22 protein-coding genes are annotated in these 21,919 nt (G+C 47.2%); 18 read left to right on the plus strand and 4 right to left on the minus strand.

Going from position 1 to position 21,919, the window contains the following annotated elements:
- The first annotated feature begins 4 nt into the window (after nt 1–4).
- From KNP99_RS00630 to KNP99_RS00660, 7 genes are all read left to right on the plus strand, one after another.
- Entirely contained in the window at nt 5–1,732 is a 1,728-nt protein-coding gene (locus tag KNP99_RS00630) for an IucA/IucC family protein (RefSeq protein WP_215192969.1), read from the plus strand.
- Entirely contained in the window at nt 1,689–3,338 is a 1,650-nt protein-coding gene (locus KNP99_RS00635; protein ID WP_215192970.1) for an IucA/IucC family protein, read from the plus strand. The genes KNP99_RS00630 and KNP99_RS00635 overlap by 44 nt, the downstream gene beginning before the upstream one ends.
- Entirely contained in the window at nt 3,325–4,533 is a 1,209-nt protein-coding gene (locus KNP99_RS00640) for an AMP-binding protein (protein WP_088836822.1), read from the plus strand. The genes KNP99_RS00635 and KNP99_RS00640 overlap by 14 nt, the downstream gene beginning before the upstream one ends.
- Nucleotides 4,530–4,784 carry a phosphopantetheine-binding protein gene (locus tag KNP99_RS00645; protein WP_214767498.1) on the plus strand — a complete coding sequence of 85 codons (255 nt, stop codon included), beginning with the start codon at nt 4,530–4,532 and terminating at the stop codon, nt 4,782–4,784. The genes KNP99_RS00640 and KNP99_RS00645 overlap by 4 nt, the downstream gene beginning before the upstream one ends.
- Nucleotides 4,784–5,782 (plus strand): DUF6005 family protein, encoded by a 999-nt coding sequence (locus tag KNP99_RS00650; protein ID WP_215192971.1) that lies wholly within the window; start codon nt 4,784–4,786, stop codon nt 5,780–5,782. The genes KNP99_RS00645 and KNP99_RS00650 overlap by 1 nt, the downstream gene beginning before the upstream one ends.
- Entirely contained in the window at nt 5,730–6,557 is an 828-nt protein-coding gene (locus tag KNP99_RS00655) for a sugar phosphate isomerase/epimerase family protein (RefSeq protein ID WP_214767503.1), read from the plus strand. Before KNP99_RS00650 ends, KNP99_RS00655 begins: the two co-directional genes overlap by 53 nt.
- A gap of 94 nt (nt 6,558–6,651) precedes the next feature.
- Nucleotides 6,652–7,758 carry a glycerol dehydrogenase gene (locus KNP99_RS00660; RefSeq protein WP_215192972.1) on the plus strand — a complete coding sequence of 369 codons (1,107 nt, stop codon included), beginning with the start codon at nt 6,652–6,654 and terminating at the stop codon, nt 7,756–7,758.
- 46 nt (nt 7,759–7,804) lie between these two features.
- Here the strand turns inward: KNP99_RS00660 and KNP99_RS00665 are convergent, their stop codons facing one another.
- Both KNP99_RS00665 and KNP99_RS00670 read right to left on the minus strand, forming a co-directional pair.
- Nucleotides 7,805–8,734, minus strand: coding sequence for a peptidoglycan DD-metalloendopeptidase family protein (locus KNP99_RS00665; RefSeq protein WP_214767509.1), 930 nt, complete (start codon nt 8,732–8,734; stop codon nt 7,805–7,807).
- Between the two features lie 410 nt (nt 8,735–9,144).
- Nucleotides 9,145–9,879 carry a peptidoglycan DD-metalloendopeptidase family protein gene (locus KNP99_RS00670; RefSeq protein ID WP_088836827.1) on the minus strand — a complete coding sequence of 245 codons (735 nt, stop codon included), beginning with the start codon at nt 9,877–9,879 and terminating at the stop codon, nt 9,145–9,147.
- A gap of 333 nt (nt 9,880–10,212) precedes the next feature.
- Here KNP99_RS00670 and KNP99_RS00675 point away from each other — a divergent pair, with 333 nt between their 5' ends.
- From KNP99_RS00675 to KNP99_RS00715, 9 genes are all read left to right on the plus strand, one after another.
- On the plus strand, nt 10,213–10,677 hold the full coding sequence (locus tag KNP99_RS00675; RefSeq protein ID WP_214807862.1) for an NUDIX hydrolase: 465 nt from the start codon (nt 10,213–10,215) through the stop codon (nt 10,675–10,677).
- 512 nt (nt 10,678–11,189) lie between these two features.
- On the plus strand, nt 11,190–12,065 hold the full coding sequence (locus tag KNP99_RS00680; protein WP_214767516.1) for an SDR family oxidoreductase: 876 nt from the start codon (nt 11,190–11,192) through the stop codon (nt 12,063–12,065).
- Nucleotides 12,066–12,078: 13 nt separating this feature from the next.
- Nucleotides 12,079–12,267: a hypothetical protein gene (locus tag KNP99_RS00685; RefSeq protein WP_029333410.1), complete on the plus strand. Its 189-nt coding sequence runs from the start codon at nt 12,079–12,081 to the stop codon at nt 12,265–12,267.
- A 63-nt stretch (nt 12,268–12,330) separates the two neighbouring features.
- Nucleotides 12,331–14,340 (plus strand): catalase, encoded by a 2,010-nt coding sequence (locus tag KNP99_RS00690; RefSeq protein ID WP_088836831.1) that lies wholly within the window; start codon nt 12,331–12,333, stop codon nt 14,338–14,340.
- Between the two features lie 223 nt (nt 14,341–14,563).
- Nucleotides 14,564–14,854, plus strand: coding sequence for a hypothetical protein (locus KNP99_RS00695; RefSeq protein WP_029333417.1), 291 nt, complete (start codon nt 14,564–14,566; stop codon nt 14,852–14,854).
- A 213-nt stretch (nt 14,855–15,067) separates the two neighbouring features.
- Complete coding sequence (locus tag KNP99_RS00700) at nt 15,068–15,448, plus strand: GntR family transcriptional regulator (protein ID WP_029333419.1); 381 nt, start codon at nt 15,068–15,070, stop codon at nt 15,446–15,448.
- On the plus strand, nt 15,441–16,121 hold the full coding sequence (locus KNP99_RS00705) for an ATP-binding cassette domain-containing protein (RefSeq protein ID WP_214845475.1): 681 nt from the start codon (nt 15,441–15,443) through the stop codon (nt 16,119–16,121). Before KNP99_RS00700 ends, KNP99_RS00705 begins: the two co-directional genes overlap by 8 nt.
- Complete coding sequence (locus KNP99_RS00710; protein WP_214845478.1) at nt 16,118–16,930, plus strand: hypothetical protein; 813 nt, start codon at nt 16,118–16,120, stop codon at nt 16,928–16,930. Before KNP99_RS00705 ends, KNP99_RS00710 begins: the two co-directional genes overlap by 4 nt.
- Before the next feature lie 10 nt (nt 16,931–16,940).
- A complete protein-coding gene (locus KNP99_RS00715) occupies nt 16,941–18,026 on the plus strand; it encodes a hypothetical protein (protein WP_215192973.1) in 1,086 nt (361 codons plus the stop codon).
- A 94-nt stretch (nt 18,027–18,120) separates the two neighbouring features.
- Here KNP99_RS00715 and KNP99_RS00720 read toward each other — a convergent pair whose 3' ends face one another.
- Complete coding sequence (locus tag KNP99_RS00720) at nt 18,121–18,618, minus strand: C40 family peptidase (RefSeq protein ID WP_215192974.1); 498 nt, start codon at nt 18,616–18,618, stop codon at nt 18,121–18,123.
- Between the two features lie 215 nt (nt 18,619–18,833).
- Nucleotides 18,834–20,021 carry an MFS transporter gene (locus tag KNP99_RS00725; protein ID WP_215192975.1) on the minus strand — a complete coding sequence of 396 codons (1,188 nt, stop codon included), beginning with the start codon at nt 20,019–20,021 and terminating at the stop codon, nt 18,834–18,836.
- Nucleotides 20,022–20,226: 205 nt separating this feature from the next.
- Between KNP99_RS00725 and KNP99_RS00730 the strand changes: the two genes are divergently transcribed.
- Both KNP99_RS00730 and nagZ read left to right on the plus strand, forming a co-directional pair.
- Nucleotides 20,227–20,652, plus strand: a complete 426-nt coding sequence (locus KNP99_RS00730) for an OsmC family protein (protein ID WP_088836833.1) — start codon at nt 20,227–20,229, stop codon at nt 20,650–20,652.
- A complete protein-coding gene (gene nagZ, locus KNP99_RS00735; RefSeq protein ID WP_215192976.1) occupies nt 20,649–21,881 on the plus strand; it encodes a beta-N-acetylhexosaminidase in 1,233 nt (410 codons plus the stop codon). Before KNP99_RS00730 ends, nagZ begins: the two co-directional genes overlap by 4 nt.
- Nucleotides 21,882–21,919 lie beyond the last annotated feature (38 nt).

Raw genomic sequence — 21,919 nt, forward strand, 5'->3', positions numbered from 1 at the left:
AGTCATGACAACACGACAAGAACGTATCGATGAGATTGCAACCCGGGCAACGCTCCAGGCATTTGCGAATAGTTATCTCCGTGAAGTCAAAACAGTTGATTGGTTCATTCCGAAAGAGGAGGAGAGAGAGAAGTGCGGTAAGAGTGGTTGCCGAATTGATGTGACAACAGTCTATATCCTCGAAATCCGTCATCGTTCACGCATTGGACGACATGAAATCGGGCGGATTTATCGCCAGACTCCGAGCGGATTGGTGGAAGAAGCACCTCTTGTCTTCATCATAGCGTGTTGCCAACATCTTCAACGGCTTGTACCGGGATTAACGGATTTACTATACCGGGTCCTCGATAGCCATCGGGTGATGTGTCAAGTCATCACACATCAGTTGGACGAGACGACGCGAGCTCAGACATTCCTTGAACATGAACAGACAGTTCGGTTCGGACATTGGTTTCACCCGACGCCGAAAAGTCGGGTAGGAATGCATGACTGGGAACAAATCGCATATGCTCCAGAATTTAAAAACGGTTTCCAACTCGATTATTTTGCCGTCGATCGGACTTTACTGATTGAGGAAAGTGCGACGGATCGGCTGATCAGTGAGCAGATGTGCAAGCAACTCGAATCAACGGTAAAACTTTCAGCTGGAGAAGCGCTTCTGCCGTCACACCCTCTGCAAACTCAGTTTTTGTTGACACAAACGACTGTTAAAGCATTAGTGGCACAGGGACGGATTCGCCACCTCGGGCAGCTCGGTCCACTGTATTATGCGACATCTTCAATCCGGACGGTTTTACATACCGACGGCCTGCACATGTTGAAGTTTTCGATTCCCGTCCAGGTAACGAATTCACGCCGAGTCAACAAACGACATGAACTAACGGCAGGGATAGTCATGAAACGTCTCGCCGGGCATTTGACGATGCCCCGAGGATTTTCAATTACGCATGATCCGGCATACGCCACACTTTGGACGGATACGGAAGAATCCGGTTTTGAAGTGATTTACCGGGAAGCACAAGCCGACGCGGTCAATGTCGCTGCACTCGTCCAGGAACCGCTGGACAATGAACCTTCCGTTTTGATGTCGCTCGTCCTCGAAGCGAAACAAGCGGATCAGTCATTGGAAGAAGCTGCATGGGACTGGTTTGCAACGTATATTGAACTGACACTCGGGGCGTTGCTCGAGTTGTACGACAACTACGGCATCGCGCTTGAGGCACACCAACAAAACAGCCTGATTACTGTTGAACAGGGACGGCCAATCCGTTATCAGTTCCGCGATAACCAAGGGTATTATCTCGCCCTGTCCTGCGAAGAGAAATTATTGTCTTTGGAACCCTCATTGGATCAGGCACGAGAACTGTTTTATGACGAGTCGACGATTGAGGAACGGTTAACGTATTACATGGTCTGGAACCATTTGGGCGGACTGCTTCACCGTTTTGACCGAGACGGACTCTTACGGGAACAGGACATGCTCGATTGGCTCGGAACTTGGCTTGATCAACGACAGCAAACATTGTCCGGTCCGGCTCAAGACTGGATTCACTATGTCCGCTCACGTCAGACGCTACCGTACAAGGCGAACTTGCTGACACGTCTGCATGCACTCGACGAGCTGGAAGTCAGCGGGGAGCGGGTCATCTTTATTGAAATCGCTAATCCATTACAACGGGAGGTCCCTCATGAGGCAAACGAGCGAACAACGTGTCTGCAAACAACTTCTTGAAGCACTTTTATTCGAACGGATCGAGCCGTTCAGTGAACATCCGCGACAAGACGGCAATGCGACGTTTCGATTCATCCGTCCCCCGTATGAACTGACGATTAACGGGAGGCGTGGGGCATTTGACCGGATTTGGCTCGAACTTTCTACAGGTGTGCTGACCAAAAACAATCAAGTTCAACCGATGACACTGGCGCAAATCATCGCGTGTTTTCAAATTAAGAATTCGCTCCGGCAAGAGCTCGAGCAAACGGTCGCGCTTGATGAGAGCTGTCCCGTCCCCATCGTTGCACGAACGCAAATGACATACAGTGCTTTAGAGCAGGCGTTAATCGAAGGACATCCGTATCATCCATGCTTCAAGTCCCGCATCGGATTTTCGCGCGCCGATCATTGGCGATATGGACCGGAGTCGGGACAGCGGTTTCGTTTACGGTTCGTCGCACTTCCGGCTACTACTGTCCACATGACACAAATGAATGGCGTGATGGAACAGGCATTCGGTCAAGCGACCCTTGAGTGCTTAAATGCACTTCTAATCCGCGCAACAAATGATTCCGCCGATTATCAAATTGTTCCGGTCCACCCGTGGCAATGGAGATGCGTCGGGATGGATGTCCTCGAGTCGGGCGGCATTGACCTTGGAGAAAGCGGTCCCCTGTTTCAAGCGACTCAATCAATCCGGACTGTTTTCCAACCAGGCGTACCGGATGCTCCGCATATTAAGCTCCCGCTTGATCTCATCCAGACGTCGGCGAGACGGACGTTTGACGTCCCGAGCATTGTTGCGGCACCGGTGTTATCCGATTGGCTGATCAGAAGAGCGGAAAAGCTTCCCGTAACGTTGCTCCGCGAATTCGCCAGTCAGGTCGTCGAGACGAAGGACGGAAAATTATCAGGCCGCATCGGCTGTCTCTATCGCGACAATGTCCTGACGAATGTCACAGCTGAGGAAACAGTCATCCCTTTTACGGCGCTTGCCCTCAACGAAGCGAACGGGGGACTGTTTCTTGACCCGTGGTTCAAGAAATACGGGATGGAACAGTGGGTAAAACAGTTTCTGACCGTTTATTTACAACCGGTCTTCCGTCTCGTCGCCGAAGAAGGGCTTGCTCTCGAAGCACATGCCCAAAATAGTTTACTCGTGTTAAAAGACGGCTGGCCAACGCGACTAATTTTGCGGGATTTTCATGATAGCGTCGAATATGTCGGGAAATTTGTCCGGCATCCGGAGGAGATACCTGATTTTAAGACCATCCATCCCGCTTTTAATTCGCCGGTCGGGACATATTACGAAATGAAAGAGGTCGAGGCATTACGCGAGCTCGTCAGCGATACGGTATTTGTATTTCATTTGACGGAATTATCGCATCAGTTGGAGGACAAGTACGGCTTGAAAGAAACAACATTTTTCAAATGGGCTGCCGCGGTACTCGACCGACTCGAGCTGTCGCCGGATCGCTTTGCCGCCTTAGGATTCGGCGAAGCGACCATGTACACGGAGTCCCTCTTCGCGCGTAAATTCGAGACAGGGCAGTGCCGGCATCTTGTTTGCAATACATTATATACAAGGACGCAGAAGGGAAGCGAAACGCATGTTATACATTGAAGAGACGCTTTATACCGAACAAATGCTGACAGATCATCCCGTTTGCCAGTTAAGTTGGCTCGCTGACCCCGGGACTACAGTTGTTGCAGTTTGTACTAAAGACACGGCAGCCTGGATTGCCTTTTGTTTACTTATGAAAAGAACACAAGGAACGGTCGTACCGCTTCATCCGGACTTACCGGAAGCCGGTGCACGCGATATGGCGGAACGAGCAGGGTGTGACTTTTTAATTTATGGTGATTTTCAACAACCGGTTCGATTGACGCAGGCAAAACCTCGTCCGGGAGGTCTGATTCAATTCAGCTCCGGTACGACCGGAGAGGCGAAAGTGATTCACCGGACATGGTTGTCGATTGAACAAGAAGTGACAGCATACAATCAATGTTTTCCGTTACCGCATGCAACAGGAACGATTGTCGCCTGTCCGACATCACATTCATTCGGCTTGATTTGCGGTGTCATGGCGACGCTATATCGGGGGGCAGTACCCGTCATTCTCGAACATACGGCACCGCGACATGTCTTGCGTGTCTGTCGGGCACATCCGGATGCGATTTTGTATGCGGGACCGGGGCTTGTCTATCTGCTCAGTCAATTTAAGCAGCGGCTATTTGCAGTGATGATTTCCGGTATGACGTTGCCGAATAGTTGGTTTGAAGCGATTCAGGACGTGACCGATCATCTTTTACAGCAATACGGATGCTCAGAAACCGGTTGCATCGCATTACACCCTGATCCGAAAACAGCGCAGGCGATTGGCTATCCGTTACCACATCTTCAAACGGAGGCTGGAACTATAAATCAACCGGCTGAATTGCTAGTCGAATCAGATGGAACCTGGACGGGTACGAAGGATTTGGTCGGAGCGTCGGAAAACGGCGAATTGTTCTTCTTCAGCCGGTTGGACGAAATGATAAATGTATCTGGTCTATCCGTTTATCCAGCAGATGTTGAAGATGTATTACTACGTCGCGCCGACGTCAACGAAGCCGTCGTCTTTAAGAAAAGTGATCGTCTGCAAGGCGAACGAGTCTGTGTCCAGATCGTCAGTTCGGCGACCGAGGAGACATTACGCTCGTTTTGCCATGCGCATCTTGCTCCACATCAATGTCCGACTGACTGGACGTTTGTTACGGAAATAAAAAAACTGCCGAACGGAAAAATCAGTCGAATCCGACTGGGGGTGACGTCATGAGTTCCTTCCTCGACCAGCAGACATTTCATCAAATCGTCGAGGCGCAACTCGATGTCATCTTACCGATGGAAGTGACGGGACAGGAGCGGCTTCGCGATGAACTGCAACTGGATTCGATGCGATTGTTGCAGTTGCTCGTTCATCTGGAGCTTGAATACGGTCTCGTTCTAGCCGACGAGCAACTCGGACAGCTTCCACAGATGACGGTTGAAATGTTCTTAGCTGCGCTAACAAAAAAGGAGGTGCTTTGATGATAAAAGTTCACTGTCTCGTCAGTTGTGTCTGTGAAACAATCAAGCGGTCGCAAGCAGATCATCGTCCGTATTATTTCGGGATTTGGGACGCCGACTTTGGCTTGACGTCCGATTTTGTTTTATCGCATCATGCCCCGGAGATTAATCATGAAGCGATGCTCGAGTGGTACCGGTTACTGTACGGGATCACAGTCCATCAGTGGTATGACCGGACCCTGTCACGGGCTACGAATATCATGAACCTCGAACGACTCATGAAAACGAAACGACCGGAACAATCGATTATCGTCATGCTGGATCTCGCGCAGTTACCGGAGCGGGAAAACAAGTTTCACCATGACGTATTTCCACATTATGTGATGCTTGAACCAACGGATGACGAAGAGACATGGCGGATGATGGACCCGGATTTTAGATATGAAGGTGAAATGGATCGCGTACGGATCATCCAGGCAATCGATCAGCCGACTGTCGCCGGAGGGTTCTGGTTTGACGGGAGTCACGTCAAACTTCCGGATCGGGAAACGGTCGCAGCTTACTTCATGAGTGGTCTCAAGCGGCACCACCCGTTGACGGAAGCAGTCGGAAAAATTGTCTCGCATCATAAGAAAACACCAAATCGCTTACCTTCTGCGCTAAAACAACTTCCGGTCATCGCGATCCGTAAATATGCCTATGAACATGCTTTTGCTTATTTTTATGAACAGTTAGGTCTCGATTTAGGCTCTTCCGATTTCGACGGGTGGTGTGATCGAATCGAACGACTCGTCAATCAATATACTGTCATCCAGCACCGGACAATTAAATACAGTATGACGTGCGATCCAGCTGTTTTGACTGAGATTCAAGCGTTGCTCGCAGATCAGGCGATGTTAGAAGATACGATCAAACAACAGCTCATCGGATTATTTAACGAATACTGCCGGAAAGAAGGGGAAACAGATGAAAATTGCACTGTGTACCATCAGCTATCGCCATCATCTCCGCTCGTTTGACGACTTATTATCCTACGCATTGGCGGAGCAGTTTGATGCGTTAGATGTTTGGGGGGTTCATGCGAAGCATTTACAGGACGATGAAATATTGCGTTTACGCGAGCATGCTATAGAGGTCAGTATGCTGAGTCATTATCTATCGTTTGACGCACCATTATCGGTGTTGCTTGAACAGACGAAAGCGTTATCCCGTTTAGGACAACGAATCGGAACAAGGCGTATTCGGATTTTTGCGGGCAACAAGTCAAGTCAGCAGTTGACCGAACCGGAACGGGTCCGGCTCGTCTATCAGTTGCAGGGCGTTTGTAAGGTTCTAGATCAAAGCAAGCAACTGCTGTTAATTGAAATTCATCCAAATACGGCAGCGGACACGATTGAATCGACGGAACGGTTAGTACGCGAAGTGAACCATCCGGCTTGCCGGCTGAACTTTGATGTGTTGCATGTCGTCGAATCAGGTGCTGATCCGGTCACTGCTTACCGTCGTCTTGAACCAGTCATCGAACATCTTCACTTGAAGTCGATTGCCCGGACGGATCAATTCGAAGTCTTTAATCCGGCAAACGTATATGCGGCAGGTGGAACACGTGACGGTATGGTACCGCTGTTTGATGGAATCATTGATTACGAAAGATTTTTCGAAGAACTGAAGCAAGCGTTAACATTGAAAACGGCCAGTCTTGAATGGTTCGGTGATAGTCCGGATGAACAATTAAAAACAGATTGTCGTAAAGTACGCGATGTATTAGAAAAATCACAACTGCAGTTCATGTAATGGTCATACAGATCAGCGTTTAAGAAGCGGCGCGAACAGGGAAACACTATTGTGTACGTCATTGTTTCGTGTTTTCTCGGAAAGGATGTTGATTATGTCAGAACGTGTCTTCATCAGCCCAAGCAAGTACGTCCAAGGAAAAAACGTCATCGACCGGCTCGGTACATACGTGAGCCCGTTCGGTGACAAAGCTCTGTTGATCGCAGACGATGTCGTCTTTAAAATCGTCGGGCAACGGATTCATGACTCTTTTGAAACAGAAAAAATTGGTATCGAACAAGTCGACTTTAGCGGCGAAGCATCGCGCCATGAAGTCGAACGGATCACGAAGCAGGCGAAAGAAGCGGACGTCCGCTTTGTCGTCGGGGTCGGCGGCGGGAAGACGCTGGATACGGCGAAAGCCGTCTCGGACGAACTAACGGTGCCTGTCGTCATCGTGCCGACGATTGCTTCGACCGATGCACCGACGAGCGCGTTATCAGTCATTTATTCAGACGCCGGGATTTTTGAGAGCTATCGCTTCTATAAAAAGAATCCCGATCTTGTCCTCGTCGATACGAAGCTGATCTCGGAAGCACCGGCGCGATTCTTCGCGTCCGGGATTGCCGACGCGCTCGCGACCTGGGTCGAGGTCAGAAGTGTCATCGCATTCGGCGGGAAGACAATGGCCGGTGGTCGGCCGACGATTGCGGCGGAAGCGATCGCGAAACGCTGTGAGGAAGTGTTGTTCGAACATGGTCGACTCGCGTATGAGTCGGTTCAAGCAAAAGTCGTTACGCCGGCTCTTGAAGCAGTCGTCGAAGCGAATACGTTACTGAGTGGACTTGGTTTCGAAAGTGGGGGACTAGCCGCGGCACACGCGATTCATAACGGCTTTACAGCACTTGACGGGGACATCCACCACTTGACGCACGGTGAAAAAGTTGCGTTCGGGACGCTCGTCCAGCTCGCACTTGAGCAACACAGTCAAGAAGAAATCGAGCGGTATATCGCATTTTATATGGACCTCGGGTTACCGGTCACGCTCGAAGACGTCAAACTCAAAGATGCCTCGCGCGACGACATCTTGAAAGTCGGGAAAGCGGCGACGGCAGATGGTGAGACAATCCATGATGGATTCGATGTGACGGCGGAAGAAGTGGCTGATGCGATCATCGCCGCGGACCGTTACTCGAAAGCCTATCAAGCAAAATTAAAATGAGTCAGAAAACAAACACCCCCGACCGGATGTGGTCGGGGGTGTTGTCTTATAAGTAATCGAGCGGATTGACACTGCTTGCAGCGGAGGTTGCGCTGTAGACATATGTACCACGGTGAAGCTCGAAATGAAGGTGTGCTCCGAAAGCATTTCCTGTTTCGCCGACCGTTCCGATCAGTTGTCCTTGCGAGACCGTTTGACCGACTGAGACGCTCCGGCTGTTTAAGTGAGCATAGAGGCTTGTGAAGGAAGATCCGTCAATTGTATGAGTCATCATGATGTAGTTCCCGTACGCGCCATAGTTTTTAGACGTCGTGACTTTACCGGCAGCTGTCGCATAGACGGGCGTTCCTTTTGCTGCACCATAATCGATGCCGTTATGGAACGTATAACCGTAAACGCCGCTCGCTGCCCCGTAACCTTGTGTAATCGGTCCGCTTGTCGGTGTGACGAAATCTTTTGAGGCTTTACTAGCACCTGAATTCGTTAATTTTAAGACCGCGTATTTTTTTACATAGTCGGCGTGCACATAACGCTTTTCGCCATTATAAAGGAACTTAATCCAGTCGCCTTTTTTGCCGAGGTAGCGGTACGTTTCTCCACTATCGACCGAACCGACCTGCTGGCTGTTTGTCGAAGAACTTGTCCGGACACGAAGGTTATCCGCCATTACCTTGATTTTATAATAACGTGTGACTGAATATTTTTTGACATAAGACGAAGAAACATAAACTTTACTTGACCCGTATAAAATTTTTGTCCAGTTGCCGGTACGCCCGAGATACTTGTAGGTTTCTCCCTTAGCAACACCCGTAATGACGCTTGATGAAGTAGAGGGGCCGGTCCGGACGCGTAAACCGTCATCCATGACTTTAACTTTATAGTAAGTTGTCGCAGCATCGACTTTCGGGACTGCAAATGTTGTCAGTCCAGCTACTGCAATGGCAGATACTGTTAAAGTCGTTAATAATTTGTTCATCTATGTATGTCCTCCTTGAAAATCAACACGATAGGTCAGTTGTTTGTTGAAAATATGTTCTACTAAATTTCATAAATGAGTATAACATTACTTAAAATGTTTAAATATTACATTAACATTTCGGAAATGTTTCAATAGAATATATTTAAGCTATCCAAAAATAACATATGACATTTATTGGTTTTTCTATATATATCAACACATTTTAGATGTTTAAAAAATGTTCACACACTAGGGAATTAATAAAAAAGTGTGACAAGTTGAGGTCGTTTAAGATAAAGTTGAAATGGAAATAATAGTATTTTTTAAAATTTGAATTTTTGTAATTTTGATGTTTAAAAAATTTTTTAAGTTTTCAAAATAGGAATCCAAACAAAAAAGACACCTGATTAGAGGTGCCTTTCTTTGGTTTAAAGTAAGTTGAGTGGGTTGACACTACTTGCGGCTGAAGAGCTGCTGTAGACGTAGCTGCCACGATGAAGTTCGAAGTGAAGGTGAGCACCGAACGCATTACCTGTGCTACCGACTGTTCCGATCTTCGTTCCTTTTGCAATCGTTTGACCCGCATAAACTTTACGTGAATTGAGGTGGGCATAAACACTTGTGTAGGTTAAACCGTTCACCTTATGTGACATCATGATGTAGTTTCCGTACGCGCCTTGATATTTTGAGGAGATGACTTTCCCAGTGGCTGTCGCATAGACAGGAGTTCCTGTCTTCGCTCCGAAGTCGACACCGTTATGGAACGTATATCCGTAGCGGCCGCTTGCATTGCCATAGCGTTGCGTCAGAGTCCCGCTTGTCGGGCGAATAAAGCTAGACGAGACGGATGCTTTTTTTGCAGTGCTAGTTTTAGACTTGAGGCTGTACTTTTTAACGTATCCTGAGTATACGTAGCGTTTTTCTCCACCGTAGATGATTTTCGTCCAGTTTCCTTTACGTCCAAGGTACTTAAACGTTTGGCCCGAGTTGACGCCTCCGATGATCCGGTATTTTGTTGAAGGGCCGGTCCGAACGCGAAGTCCGTCTGCCATGACTTTTACTTTATAAGAAGTACCAGCCGCTTCAACCTTACCTGTACCCGTAGCTGCAAATCCTGAAACGACAAGCGCGCTCATCGTCATAGTTGTCAAAATACGTTTCATGTTGTAAATCCTCCTGATGTGAAAACAAAGTGACGGGTTAATGAAAAATGAAATGACTGAGTCATTAAATAGGATGTGTTGTATATAGAGTAGATTGAGTTAGTAGAGTGAGTGGTGCTTTCGAACAAACTGAGTATAGCATTCGGAATTTACAAATCGATATTTCAATTTTATTTCTAAAATATCTTTAGATAATATATATTGTAATCTTCGTTTTGGGATAATTACGCAATCCCTTGAGACGAGGGTTTGTCCATGTCATCTGTTTGACTTTTTTATTACAAAGTCAATTATGGGAAATTATGATATTGTATCGAAACATAACAAAGGAGTGTGGGACAGTTGGATATTAACTTTAAGTTTGAGAAGCAACGATTCAATCACCGGGCGGCTGCCGTGATCGTCAAGGAAGGGTGTCTCTTAATTCATCGGAATATTCGAGATGCTTTTTGGGCATTACCAGGGGGACGGATTCAACTGATGGAGAGTGGGGAGACAGCGGTTGTCCGTGAAATCAAAGAAGAATTAGGATTAGAAGCACAAGTTAAACGTTTTTTGTGCGTTCACGAAAATTTCTTTACATATGAAGACGTCGCTTTTCATGAAGTCGGTTTTTATTACGAAGTCGAGTTGTTAGATGAGATCAATGTGACGACGGAAGATTTTTACGGTGTCGAGGGCGAGGAACTGATTTACCGGTTCGTCCCGATCGACGAATTGCCATCCATCGAATTCTATCCCCTACAGCTAAAAACGATGCTGAAGACAGGTGAGTGGGACCGTCTAATAAAAGAATGAATTCCTGGAGTAAGACTTGTATGCACCTTTTTTTGAAGGAGATTCTGGCTGTAGACAACGTGCGATTGGGAGATCAAGCGTCTTTTTTCGTTGCTTTCCCCGGGTGAGGCGCAAGTCGTTGCTCCTTGATCTTCACGGACAACGAGCAGGGTCTTGCCTGCCTTTGGCAAGTCGCGTTAAATTCCCATAGGAGTCAACGAAACATGGCGCTTTTTAGGTAATACCGTGACAGAACTCTAGGCATGCAGACGGTTTAGCGCGCAATTCGTCTCGAATCGCTTAGAACCGCGAAAAGCAATCGGTCGCGACCTTGCAGCTTTGGAGACGAGGCGAGATAAGGCAGCGCAAACGGATTGCCTCTTTTTATAGCCTGTTCATGTTTCATAAGAGTTTGTCTGTAGTCTGTATCCCCTTTTTGAAGGGGATTTTTTTTATGGAATGACGTTTATTCATACATGGCAAGGGAATGTTAACTAAGGAAGTCAATTATCACAGTAGAGGGGATGAGTGAGATGCGCGAAAAGCAACTGAGGGATATGCATGAAGAAGCAAAAGGGCAAACACAAGATCATCAACCAGGAATTGAGTCCGAAATGAATCCTGAACCGATTTATGACGATCCCGAGTATGTCGGCTCCGGGAAGCTGAAAGGGAAAGTCGCGCTTATCACTGGCGGTGACAGCGGGATTGGTCGCGCCGTCGCGGTCGCTTACGCAAAAGAAGGCGCAAATGTCGCGATCGTTTACTTAAATGAAGGACAGGACGCGGAAAAAACGAAGCAGTTAATTGAAGGGTACGGAGTTAAGGCCCTTGCATTTGCGAAAGACGTCAGCCGGCCGGAAAACGCAAAACCAGTCATTGATCAGGTGCTTCAGGAATTCGGTCAACTGAATATTCTCGTCAACAACGCAGGAAAACAATTTCCGCAAGATGATTTTTTAGACATCACACCGGAACAGTTGCAGGAGACGTTCGAAACGAACATCTTCTCGATGTTTTATTTGACGCAGGCTGCCGTGCCGCATCTGAAAGAAGAAGATACAATCATCAATACGTCGTCCGTGACGGCTTATCGCGGGGCACCGACGTTGATCGATTATTCGGCGACAAAAGGGGCGATTACGACGTTAACACGTTCGCTTGCATCGAGCCTCGTCGAAAAAGGCATTCGTGTCAATGCCGTCGCACCGGGTCCGATTTGGACACCGTTAATTCCGGCGACGTTCTCGAAAGAGAAGGTCGAAGCACATGGGGAAGACACGTTACTGAAGCGTCGGGGACAACCTTCAGAAAATGCTCCAGCTTATGTTTACCTCGCGTCACGCGACTCGAGTTACGTCACGGGACAAACCATCCATATCAATGGCGGCGATTATATTACATCATAAGGAGGTTTTTTTTATGAAGAAGAATCCGAACGAAGTACCGGAGCACGAACCGAATCACGAACCGAATGAAGTGCCGGGAACACCACCGTCGGAAATTCCGGACACGCCGCAAGAAGATCCAATCCGTCAGCCGGAGCCGGATACGTTTCCGGAACCGACAGAAATACCGGATGCACCACAAGAAGATCCGACACCGTATTGATGGTAGCGATGACCTAACTAGCTGATTGACACCGATTGCTTTTACTTATGGGGAGGTAACAGTATGACGAATAAAAAAGAAGAACAAATGAAGGCGCACCAAATCGATAACACGAAAAAAGCGGGACTGACGACGAATCAAGGGTTGAAAATGGCGGAAGATGAATTTTCGCTAAAGGCAGGACTACGGGGACCGACATTGATTGAAGACTTCCACTTTAGAGAGAAGATGACACACTTTGACCATGAACGGATTCCGGAACGAATCGTCCATGCTAGAGGTGTCGGGGCACATGGTGAATTTCAGGTATACGAACCGCTAGCTGAGATTACGAAAGCGGGCTTTTTGAACGATCCCTCGAAAACGACACCGGTCTTCGTCCGTTTTTCGACGGTCCAAGGGTCACGCGGTTCAGGAGATACGGTCCGTGATGTCCGTGGTTTCTCGACGAAGTTTTATACGGATGAAGGCAACTACGATTTAGTCGGGAATAACATTCCGGTATTCTTCATTCAAGATGCCATCAAGTTTCCTGATTTCGTCCATGCCGTCAAACCGGAGCCACATACGGAAGTTCCGCAAGGCGCAAGCGCGCATGATACATTTTGGGATTTCATCGGTCAAAATCATGAGACTGCACATACGGTCATGTGGGCGATGAGTGACCGTGGAATTCCACGGAGCCTTCGGATGATGGAAGGGTTCGGCGTCCATACATTCCGACTCGTCAACGCACAAGGGAAGGCGCACTTTGTTAAGTTCCACTGGAAACCAAAACTTGGTGTTCATTCGCAAGTCTGGGATGAAGCACAAAAAGCACTTGGTAAAAATCCTGATTTCCACCGCGTTGATTTATATGAAGCAATCGATAAGGGGGATTTCCCGGAATGGGAGCTCGGACTGCAATTGATTGCGGAAGAGGATGAGTTCAAGTTCGATTTTGACATTCTCGATCCGACGAAACTATGGCCGGAGGAAGAAGTACCGGTCCGACTCGTCGGTAAAATGACATTGAACCGCAATGTCGACAATTTCTTTGCGGAAACAGAACAAGTAGCGTTCCACCCAGGACACATCGTTCCGGGAATTGATTTTTCAAATGATCCGTTGTTGCAAGGGCGGTTATTCTCATATACGGACACACAGTTGTCCCGACTCGGAGGACCGAACTTCCATCAAATCCCAATCAATCAGCCGGTTTGTCCGTACCATAACAATCAGCGGGACGGCATGCATCAGATGGCGGTCCATAAAGGACAGACGAGCTATCACAAAAATGGTTTGAATGAAAATCAGCCTGAGCCTGTCCCGGTCGAAGAAGGCGGTTTTGAGCATTACCAGGAAAAAGTCGACGGCCATAAAGTGCGTGGCCGGAGTGAAAGTTTCCTCGACTTTTATTCACAGGCGAAGCTCTTTTACAACAGCATGACTGCTGTTGAACAACAACACATTCGTGATGCCTACAGCTTCGAGCTCGGAAAGTGTGAATCTGATGTTGTCAAAACGAATGCCGTGGATTTGCTGAATCATATCGACCATGCCCTCGCGAAAGAGGTTGCGGAGAACATTGACGTTGCGGTACCGACGACGGATGAAGGGGTTCAATCAGAGAAACGCTCAGATGCCCTCAGTATGGAACATACGATTCGAAAAACGGATACGCGCAGTGTTGCTCTGTTGCTTGCAGGGGACGTGGATGCAAATCAGGTGAAGGCGTGGGTCGAAAAACTGGCGGAGCATAACATCAATTACAGCCTCGTTGGTAAAAAAGCCTATACACTAGGTGAAATGAAAGTAAAAGAAACGTATGATACGGTCGATTCAAGTTTGTTTGACGCCGCATTCTTAATCAGCGCATCTTCAAAAGTAGCGGACGACGTGCTCGAATTTATCGAGAACACGTATAAACATGCTAAACCGCTGGCGTTACATCTCCATGATGACTCAGTACTCGATAAGTGCCGTGTTGAAACGGATCAACCGGGTGTCTTCTTATTCAAAGAACATAACTTGGATCATTTTGATTCGTTCATCGAAGGCATCGCCCAAGCACGTTTTTGGGACCGGAAATAAGAATAGTCAAGGACTTCCAGCGTTGCGGGAGGTCCTTTTGACGTCGTCAAAATAACGTATGACTTCAATCATTATGTAGATAAGGCTCTTTTTTTGATGCAGACGCTTCACCCCTTTATAAAAGAATCGTATAAGCCTTTGTTAAATGACAAAATAATCAAAAAAAACAGGAACTTTTTAGGTGGGTATCCGTAGAATAGGTTAAACAAAGGGGGAAGTTCGGATGGAAATCATTTTGGGGATCATTGCAGTCGGGGCAGCATTTTGGTTTTTCTTCAGTTACTTACTTGGCTTCAAAAAGAAAAATATCACGATGACGTTTGACGATCGTTTTTATACGCTCGATGAGCATGTCAAAGCAATTGAGCAGAAATTAAAGCAGGACGGAAAACAGGTCGAGTACTTAGGAAACCGCCGCTTTTTAGTAAGCGGGAAACGTTATCTGTTCGTTGAACGGACGGTTTCGATGTCAGGTGTTCCGATGCAACAAACGATTTTAGAGTTCGAAAAATAAGTAAAAAAGGTGATTCCGACTCAGAAATGAGATCGGCATCACCTTTTTTATGTCGATAGATAATTGAGACTACCGATTCTACGAGACTGGTCAAAAAGAAATAAAATCAATAGATGGGAAATGATTGACAGTCAACTGTACTATCGATATGATACAGAAAGAAAGTGTATTACTGTTTTAATACAACGAACGGTGAAAGGTGGTCGAGGGCACGTGCAATTTGACCAAAGAAGCCCGGTTTATCTTCAAGTCGTCCGCTGGTTCAAGGAACGAATCGCGACAGAAGACTTAAAATGCGGGCAAGAAATTCCATCGCGGCGGGAAACCGCTGCGCAACTCGGAATTAATCCGAATACGGCTCAAAAAGCATACAAAGAAATGGAGGACCAGCAATTGATTACGACAGAACGAAACGTCCCGAGTAAAATCACGATGGATCAAAACATTGTAAAAAAAGTCCGGACGGAGATGTTGGACGAAGCAGTTGCGCAATTCATCGAGGCGGTCCAAGCGATTCAGATACCGCTCGGCGAAGTCGTTACGAAAGTCGAAACCGTTTATCAATCAACGGAACGGAGGAAAATTGATGCTTGAAGTCCATGGATTAAAGAAACGATATGGTCGTAAGAAACCGATTTTAGAAGGGGTTTCCTTTTCAGTTCGCCCAGACAGTATCACCTGCCTGATCGGTTTAAACGGGGAAGGGAAATCGACGATTTTAAAAGCGATTATGGGTCTTGTGCCGATCGACGCCGGAACAGTGCTGGTTGACGGTGAAGTATCGCGTGAAAAAATTGCTTTTGTTCCCGATCTTCAAACGATGCCTTCTTACATGACGATTGGAGATGCTTTGCGTTACATGAGTGATTATTATCCGGACTGGAATCCGAAGATCGCTGAAGAATTAATGGGGCTGTTGAAGCTGTTATCGACCGACCGGATTTTAGAACTGTCAAAAGGAAATCAGGCGAAGTTCAGTTTGGTGCTCGGTTTTGCACTTGATCGTCCCTATTTGTTGCTTGACGAACCATTCGCAGGAATTGATTTATTTACAAAAGAACAAATTGCCTGGCTATTTTCGAGTCATTTCATGGAAGGACGTGCAATTTTGATGACGACGCATGAAATCGTCGAAGTCGAACATTTGATTGATCGGGTCGTCTTTTTACAGGATGGTCGGATTATCGATGAACACGATACGGAAGAAATGCGGGAAATGTACGGGAAATCAGTCCAAGACCGCATGCGGGAGGTCTATCAACGATGAAACAATATCTGATGCTGACGAATGAAGAGTTAAAACGAAGCTGGAAAATCATCGTATCGTTCATTCTTGCGATTGCGAGTATCGAAATCTTAATTGTTGTCGGACGAATCATTTACCATGAACGCCAAGTCCAAAGTTACATGAAGAGTGCAAAACTGTCTGAAGTCGAAGCGATTCAAGAAATCGGGAAATTATCGTTTGAACAAGCCAGTTCTTATTTCAGTTATATCATTATGATCGGGGTTGCGTTTGTTTTGCTATATGCGATTCAAATCTGGTATCGGGATTGGCTAGGCGAATCCAAGTACATATATCGGTTATTACTACTACCAGGTAGTCGCGCAAAAATCTTTTTCGCAAAATTTACTTCTCTCGTACTCGTGATTGTCAGTTTCCTTGGTTTACAGTGGACGGTGATTCAACTCAGTCATGGGATCTTCAACTGGTTAATTAAAGATGGGTACAGGGAGTCAGGTTCGCTCGGTCTCTCAAGGAGCCTCAATAAATTATACATGATGAACTTAATCGATTTATTTGTGCTGGTTATCTTATCGCTGTTCATCGTCAGTTTCTTGTTCCTGTTCGTTCTGCTTGAACGGTCATACGGGAAGTCAAAAGGAATGCTGTTCATCATCATTGAACTAGTTGCTTTAATAGTTATTTTAATTAGTATGCAGTATAGCTTAGAAATGATTGACGGGTTGCTTCAAGAAGAATTCGGAGCAATCGTTCTGTCAGTATTTACGTTGTATTTTATTTATACAATTTGGAGAAGTTTGCGTTTGTTAAAATGGAAAATCACAGTTTAAGGAGGAAATCATGCGAAATTTTAAATTTGTACTCATTCTGACTGTCGTCAGTTTCTTGACGATTGGCATTTACGGATGGTTCATTCATTCGATGGATGAATCAGAATTTGTAATCGAGACGGTCAAAGGTGATCCGAAACAACAAGCTGTCCAGTCCATCCACGCTGAAATCTTAGATCGTGGTCTAAAGCCAATGGATTATGAGATCACGCTGAATGATCGTGTGCAAAAAACAACACATGATTTTGTGGATCAACTCTTCAAAAATCCTTTTGACATCATCGACGCTCCCCGTGCGTTCCGCCGCTTTATTGCCCCTAATTCGGTTAATACGTTAGAGCAAGATGGTATTGTCTATGCGATGCGTCTGCAGAAAGAGGGACGATGGGAACTACAATATTTTAATCAAAAAAAACAACGCCTCTTTAAAAAAATAGTATCAGCACCAGCTGGAATCAAGTACAAAGGGGAAGTGCAATTCAATCCGTTCCAACGTTCTGGTGACAGCCTGTATGTTTATGTCGTAGATGAAGATCCAACGAATGTAGGAAATCATTTCTTTAAGTTCGACTTAAAAGCAGATACGATTCAAACAGTCGATTTACCGAAGACATCAAATGAGTACTTCAATGTTCTTGGGATTAACGGTGAGAAAATCGTTTATCAAACAGAAGGAGATATCAATGGATTGGACGCGACTAAACGAAACACGTACATCAGTGATAGAAAAACGGTTCAATCTCTGACTGCGCTAGATTCAATCGATCTGTATCAATCTGAACTCATCGAGGATGGAACAAAACTTGTTGCGCTTATAGATGCTGATCAGGAACGCTTCAAATGGATTGTATATGATATCGATAGTAAGAAGCTGACACGTCATTCAAATGATTTTAACAAATGGCAGGGGGCTGACGGCTCAAGTACATATTTCCGACTAGAAAACGGAGTAATCTACACGGGGTTAAATACAGGGACCGGCATCTTCAACGTCCAAGTGATTGATCCATTGTCGGGAAACGTAATTTATGAAGGCAATATCAAAGATCGATTAAAGCGACAAGACATAATATTAAATGAACTCGTTGTAAAATAATTGTGATTAAGGCTGAAAACTTGTTGCATAGAGTTCGAAAAATAAGTAAAAACGCGCGGCTGACTCTGCATTGAAGTCAGCCGCGCGTTTTTTGTCATTGGTACGATTTAATGAGGATGTCCTGTTTCGTATAATAACTCCATGTCAGGTCCTGGGCTTCGACCTTCTTCGTCGTCACGGCGACAAACGTGTTTTTGCCCGTATAGATCCCGACGAAGTTCGGTGTCTTTGCTTTTTTCGCCTGGACGAACAACAAGTCACCCGGCATCGCTTTTTTAAGTGTGACAGTTTTCAACGGCATGGCAGCCTGTTTTGCAACCGTCCGCTCAAGCGGCAAGCCGCTTTTTTGATAGACGTATTGCGTGAAGCCTGAAGCATCAAATCCTTTTGTCGTCGTGCCACCTTCTTTATACGGTGTCCCAATCAGTGACGTGGCGAGTTTTGCGATTGCAAGTTTCTTTTTCGCAAGTGCTTTTTCGGACAATGGTTTTTTCGTCTCGACTTTTGTTGGTGTTGCGGCAGACGTGACGACTGGACTGACGGATGCCGTTACAAGTAAGGCAGTCAGTGGGATGGCATAATACGGTTTCATGGGAGAACTCCTTTTTAAGTTAGGGTGAACAGCTAACTTCAGCGTATCATGTGAATTTACAGATAAAGCAACAAGTTGGCGACGATTTCCTAACAGTCTTGTAAGGTTCGGGCTGAGACAATACTTTTTTGACGATAGAAGGCACAAAAAAAAGATTCCCTTCACATTGCGTCCGAGGAAACAAGTGAAGTGAGAATCTTTTCGTTCCAGTTCGTTTATGATACGCGTCGGTCGAGTCGGAAGCTGATTGCAGTCAACAACGCGGCAAGCAAAGCGACAAGTCCGCCGACGAGCGCCGTATTCATCATCGGTCCGCTCGCGTAAACGAGTCCACCGAGCGCGGAGCCGAAAGCGATCCCGACGTTACTTGCGACCGGCATCAAGGACGCAGCGAGTCCTTTTGCTTCCGGGTTGAACTTTTCCGCCAAGTCAATCAGATAGATTTGTGTCGATGTCGTCAATAAAATCGACATCAGTGACATCAAAGCGATATTAATCAGTCCGAGCGTGACGGATGACGTCGTGACATATAAGGCCGCCAAGACGAACGCTTGCACGACGAACACAAACCGTAACCGACCGATCGGATTATGACTGGCGATTTTCCCGGCCAGAATGTTACTGAAAATCGAGACGACGCCGTACGCGAGGAGGATTGGACTGATCCAGGCCCGCGGCAGCTCGAGTTCAAGTTCGAGAATCGGCACGAGGTACGTGTAGACGACATAGGTCGCACCAAATCCGAACGACGGGATGAAGAAGGCAATCATGATACGTGGGTTCGCGAGCAGGCGCAGTTGATCCTTAACGGAACTTGTCGCCGTCGCCTGTTGCCGTGGAACGACTTTGAAAACGGCGAAAAAAGCAATCAGTCCGAGAGCTGTCGTCAGCCAAAACGTCGCTTCAAAACCGGCATGTTGCCCGATGAACGTGCCGATCGGGACGCCGAAGACGTTCGCGAGCGTGAAGCCGCCGAAGATGAACGACACGGCGACACCGCGTTTCGCGACCGGGACACTGTCACTCGCGACGACCATCGCAAGCGAAATCAAGACACCGGTCAGGACGGCCGTGACGATCCGTGTTGCGAGCAGTAGCGAGTAGGTGTCGGCGATGCTGCTGCAAAAGTTCAAGACGACCCAAACAAAGATCAGGCTGAGCATCAATTTGCGACGTTCGAAGCGTCCCGTGATCGACATCGTGAACGGTGTCCCGATCGCGAAGGCAATCGCAAAGGCGGAGACGAGTGTGCCGGCTTTCGCAATCGTAATTCCGAGGGCCGAAGCGATTTCTGATAAAATCCCGACAATGACGAATTCGCTTGTGCCTAAGACGAACGTCAGTAAGGAGAGGGTGGCGATTAAAAGCCAGTCCGTTTTACTTAAACGGGTAGTAGATGACATATCAATTCCTCAATTCTAGCGCTAAGCAGCGCGAAACTATCGTTTTTCAGAATAGCATGATTCGTGTGTCAGGTGAACGGGAATCGGATGGAAACGGAAAAGAAGAATTATTTTGAATAGCATGTCAATTTTCTTCAGGTGAGACTACGCTATAATGAAGGAGAGCGAAGCGAACCGAACTAAAAATCGAAAGGTAGTGAGAAAAATGCAAGCGACAATTACATGGAATCACAAGATGGGCTTTAGTGGAGTGACGGAGTCCGGACACCAACTGGCAATGGATGCAGCACCTGAAAATAACGGGGAGAACGGAGCACCACGACCAACTGAATTGTTGTTACACGCCGTCGCCGGCTGTACGGGAATGGACATCGTCTCCATTTTAGAAAAAATGCGTTTACCGTTAACCTCGTTTGAGATGGACATTGAGGGAGAACGGGCGACGGAACACCCGCGCCGCTTTACGACGATTTCGATTCATTATCGTCTCGAAGGCGACTTACCGGATGATAAAGTCCGCCGGGCCGTGTCGTTATCAAAAGATAAATACTGTTCTGTCTCGAAATCGCTGAATGCTGAAATTGAAGTCTATTATTCAATCAATGGCGTCCGAAACGAGGAACCGCTTTGAAACCGATTTACGTGCTTTTAACGGCTTGCTTTTTGACGGCATGCGCGAGTGAACCAGCAACAGAACCGAAGACGAAACCGGAACCGAAGACGAGTCAGCAACAGCCGGTCGCTGACGAACCGACGGCTGCCGACCAGGCGGAGCAAGACATCAAACGTCAGCTCGCCAAACTCTCGACTGCTGAAAAGGTCGATCAATTGCTGTATATCGGGATCAGTGGGACGACGTTATCGGACGCGGACCGAAGTCTGTTAAACGATCACGCGATAGGCGGTGTCCTGTTACTCGGAGGCAATATCACGTCAGACGCCCAGCTGAAAACCTTGACGGCAGCAATCAAGGACGCACAAGACGACGAAGCGCTCGCGTTCCTCGGCTTCGATGAAGAAGGAGGACGTGTCAGTCGTGTCCCGGATCAAACGTTTCATTTACCTCCGAGTCTGACGCTCGGTCAGAAAAACGATCCGGCATTGATGCAAAAGACCGGACAGGCGCTTGGTGCGATGTCACGGTTTTATGGATTTAATATGGATTTCGCCCCGGTTCTTGATGTCAACAGCAATCCGGCGAACCCGATCATCGGTGACCGGGCACTCAGTGCTGAGCCGGATGATGTCGCCCGGCTCGGTGTCCCGTTAATGCTGGGAATCAAGTCGGAAGATGTCGTGCCGGTCATCAAACATTTTCCCGGACACGGGGATACGACCGTCGATTCGCATGTCGGCTTACCGACCGTGACGAAGACGAAAGCGCAACTCGAGCAACTGGAACTCGTCCCGTTCAAAGCGGCAATCGATGCCGGAGCGGAAATGGTGATGGTCGCACACATTTTATTCCCGGCGCTCGACCCAGACAATCCGTCGTCGTTATCAGAGCCGGTCATGCAACAACTGTTGCGTGAAGAGTTGAAGTTCGATGGCGTCATCGTGACGGACGACCTCGTAATGGGTGCGATCACGAAACAATATGGTCTCGCCCAAGCTTCGCGTCTCGCCCTCGAACGTGGTGCCGACATGGCGATGTTCTCGCAAGCCGGTGCTTACACGGATGTTCATGCGGCAATTATGCAGGGGATCAAGGACAAGTCACTATCACGGGCTGACCTCGACGCGAAAGTGACACGTGTCTTACGTCTGAAACAAACGTATGATTTAGCAGACACGAAGCTGATTCCAACGCGTGAACAATTGACGGAACAGGTCAAAACGGTCACGGATCGGCTGAACTGACAAGTCAGACTAGAAATCAAGCGAGCGGTCATGGTAGA

The organism is Exiguobacterium sp. s95, from assembly GCF_018618655.1.
Classification (GTDB): domain Bacteria; phylum Bacillota; class Bacilli; order Exiguobacteriales; family Exiguobacteriaceae; genus Exiguobacterium_A; species Exiguobacterium_A oxidotolerans.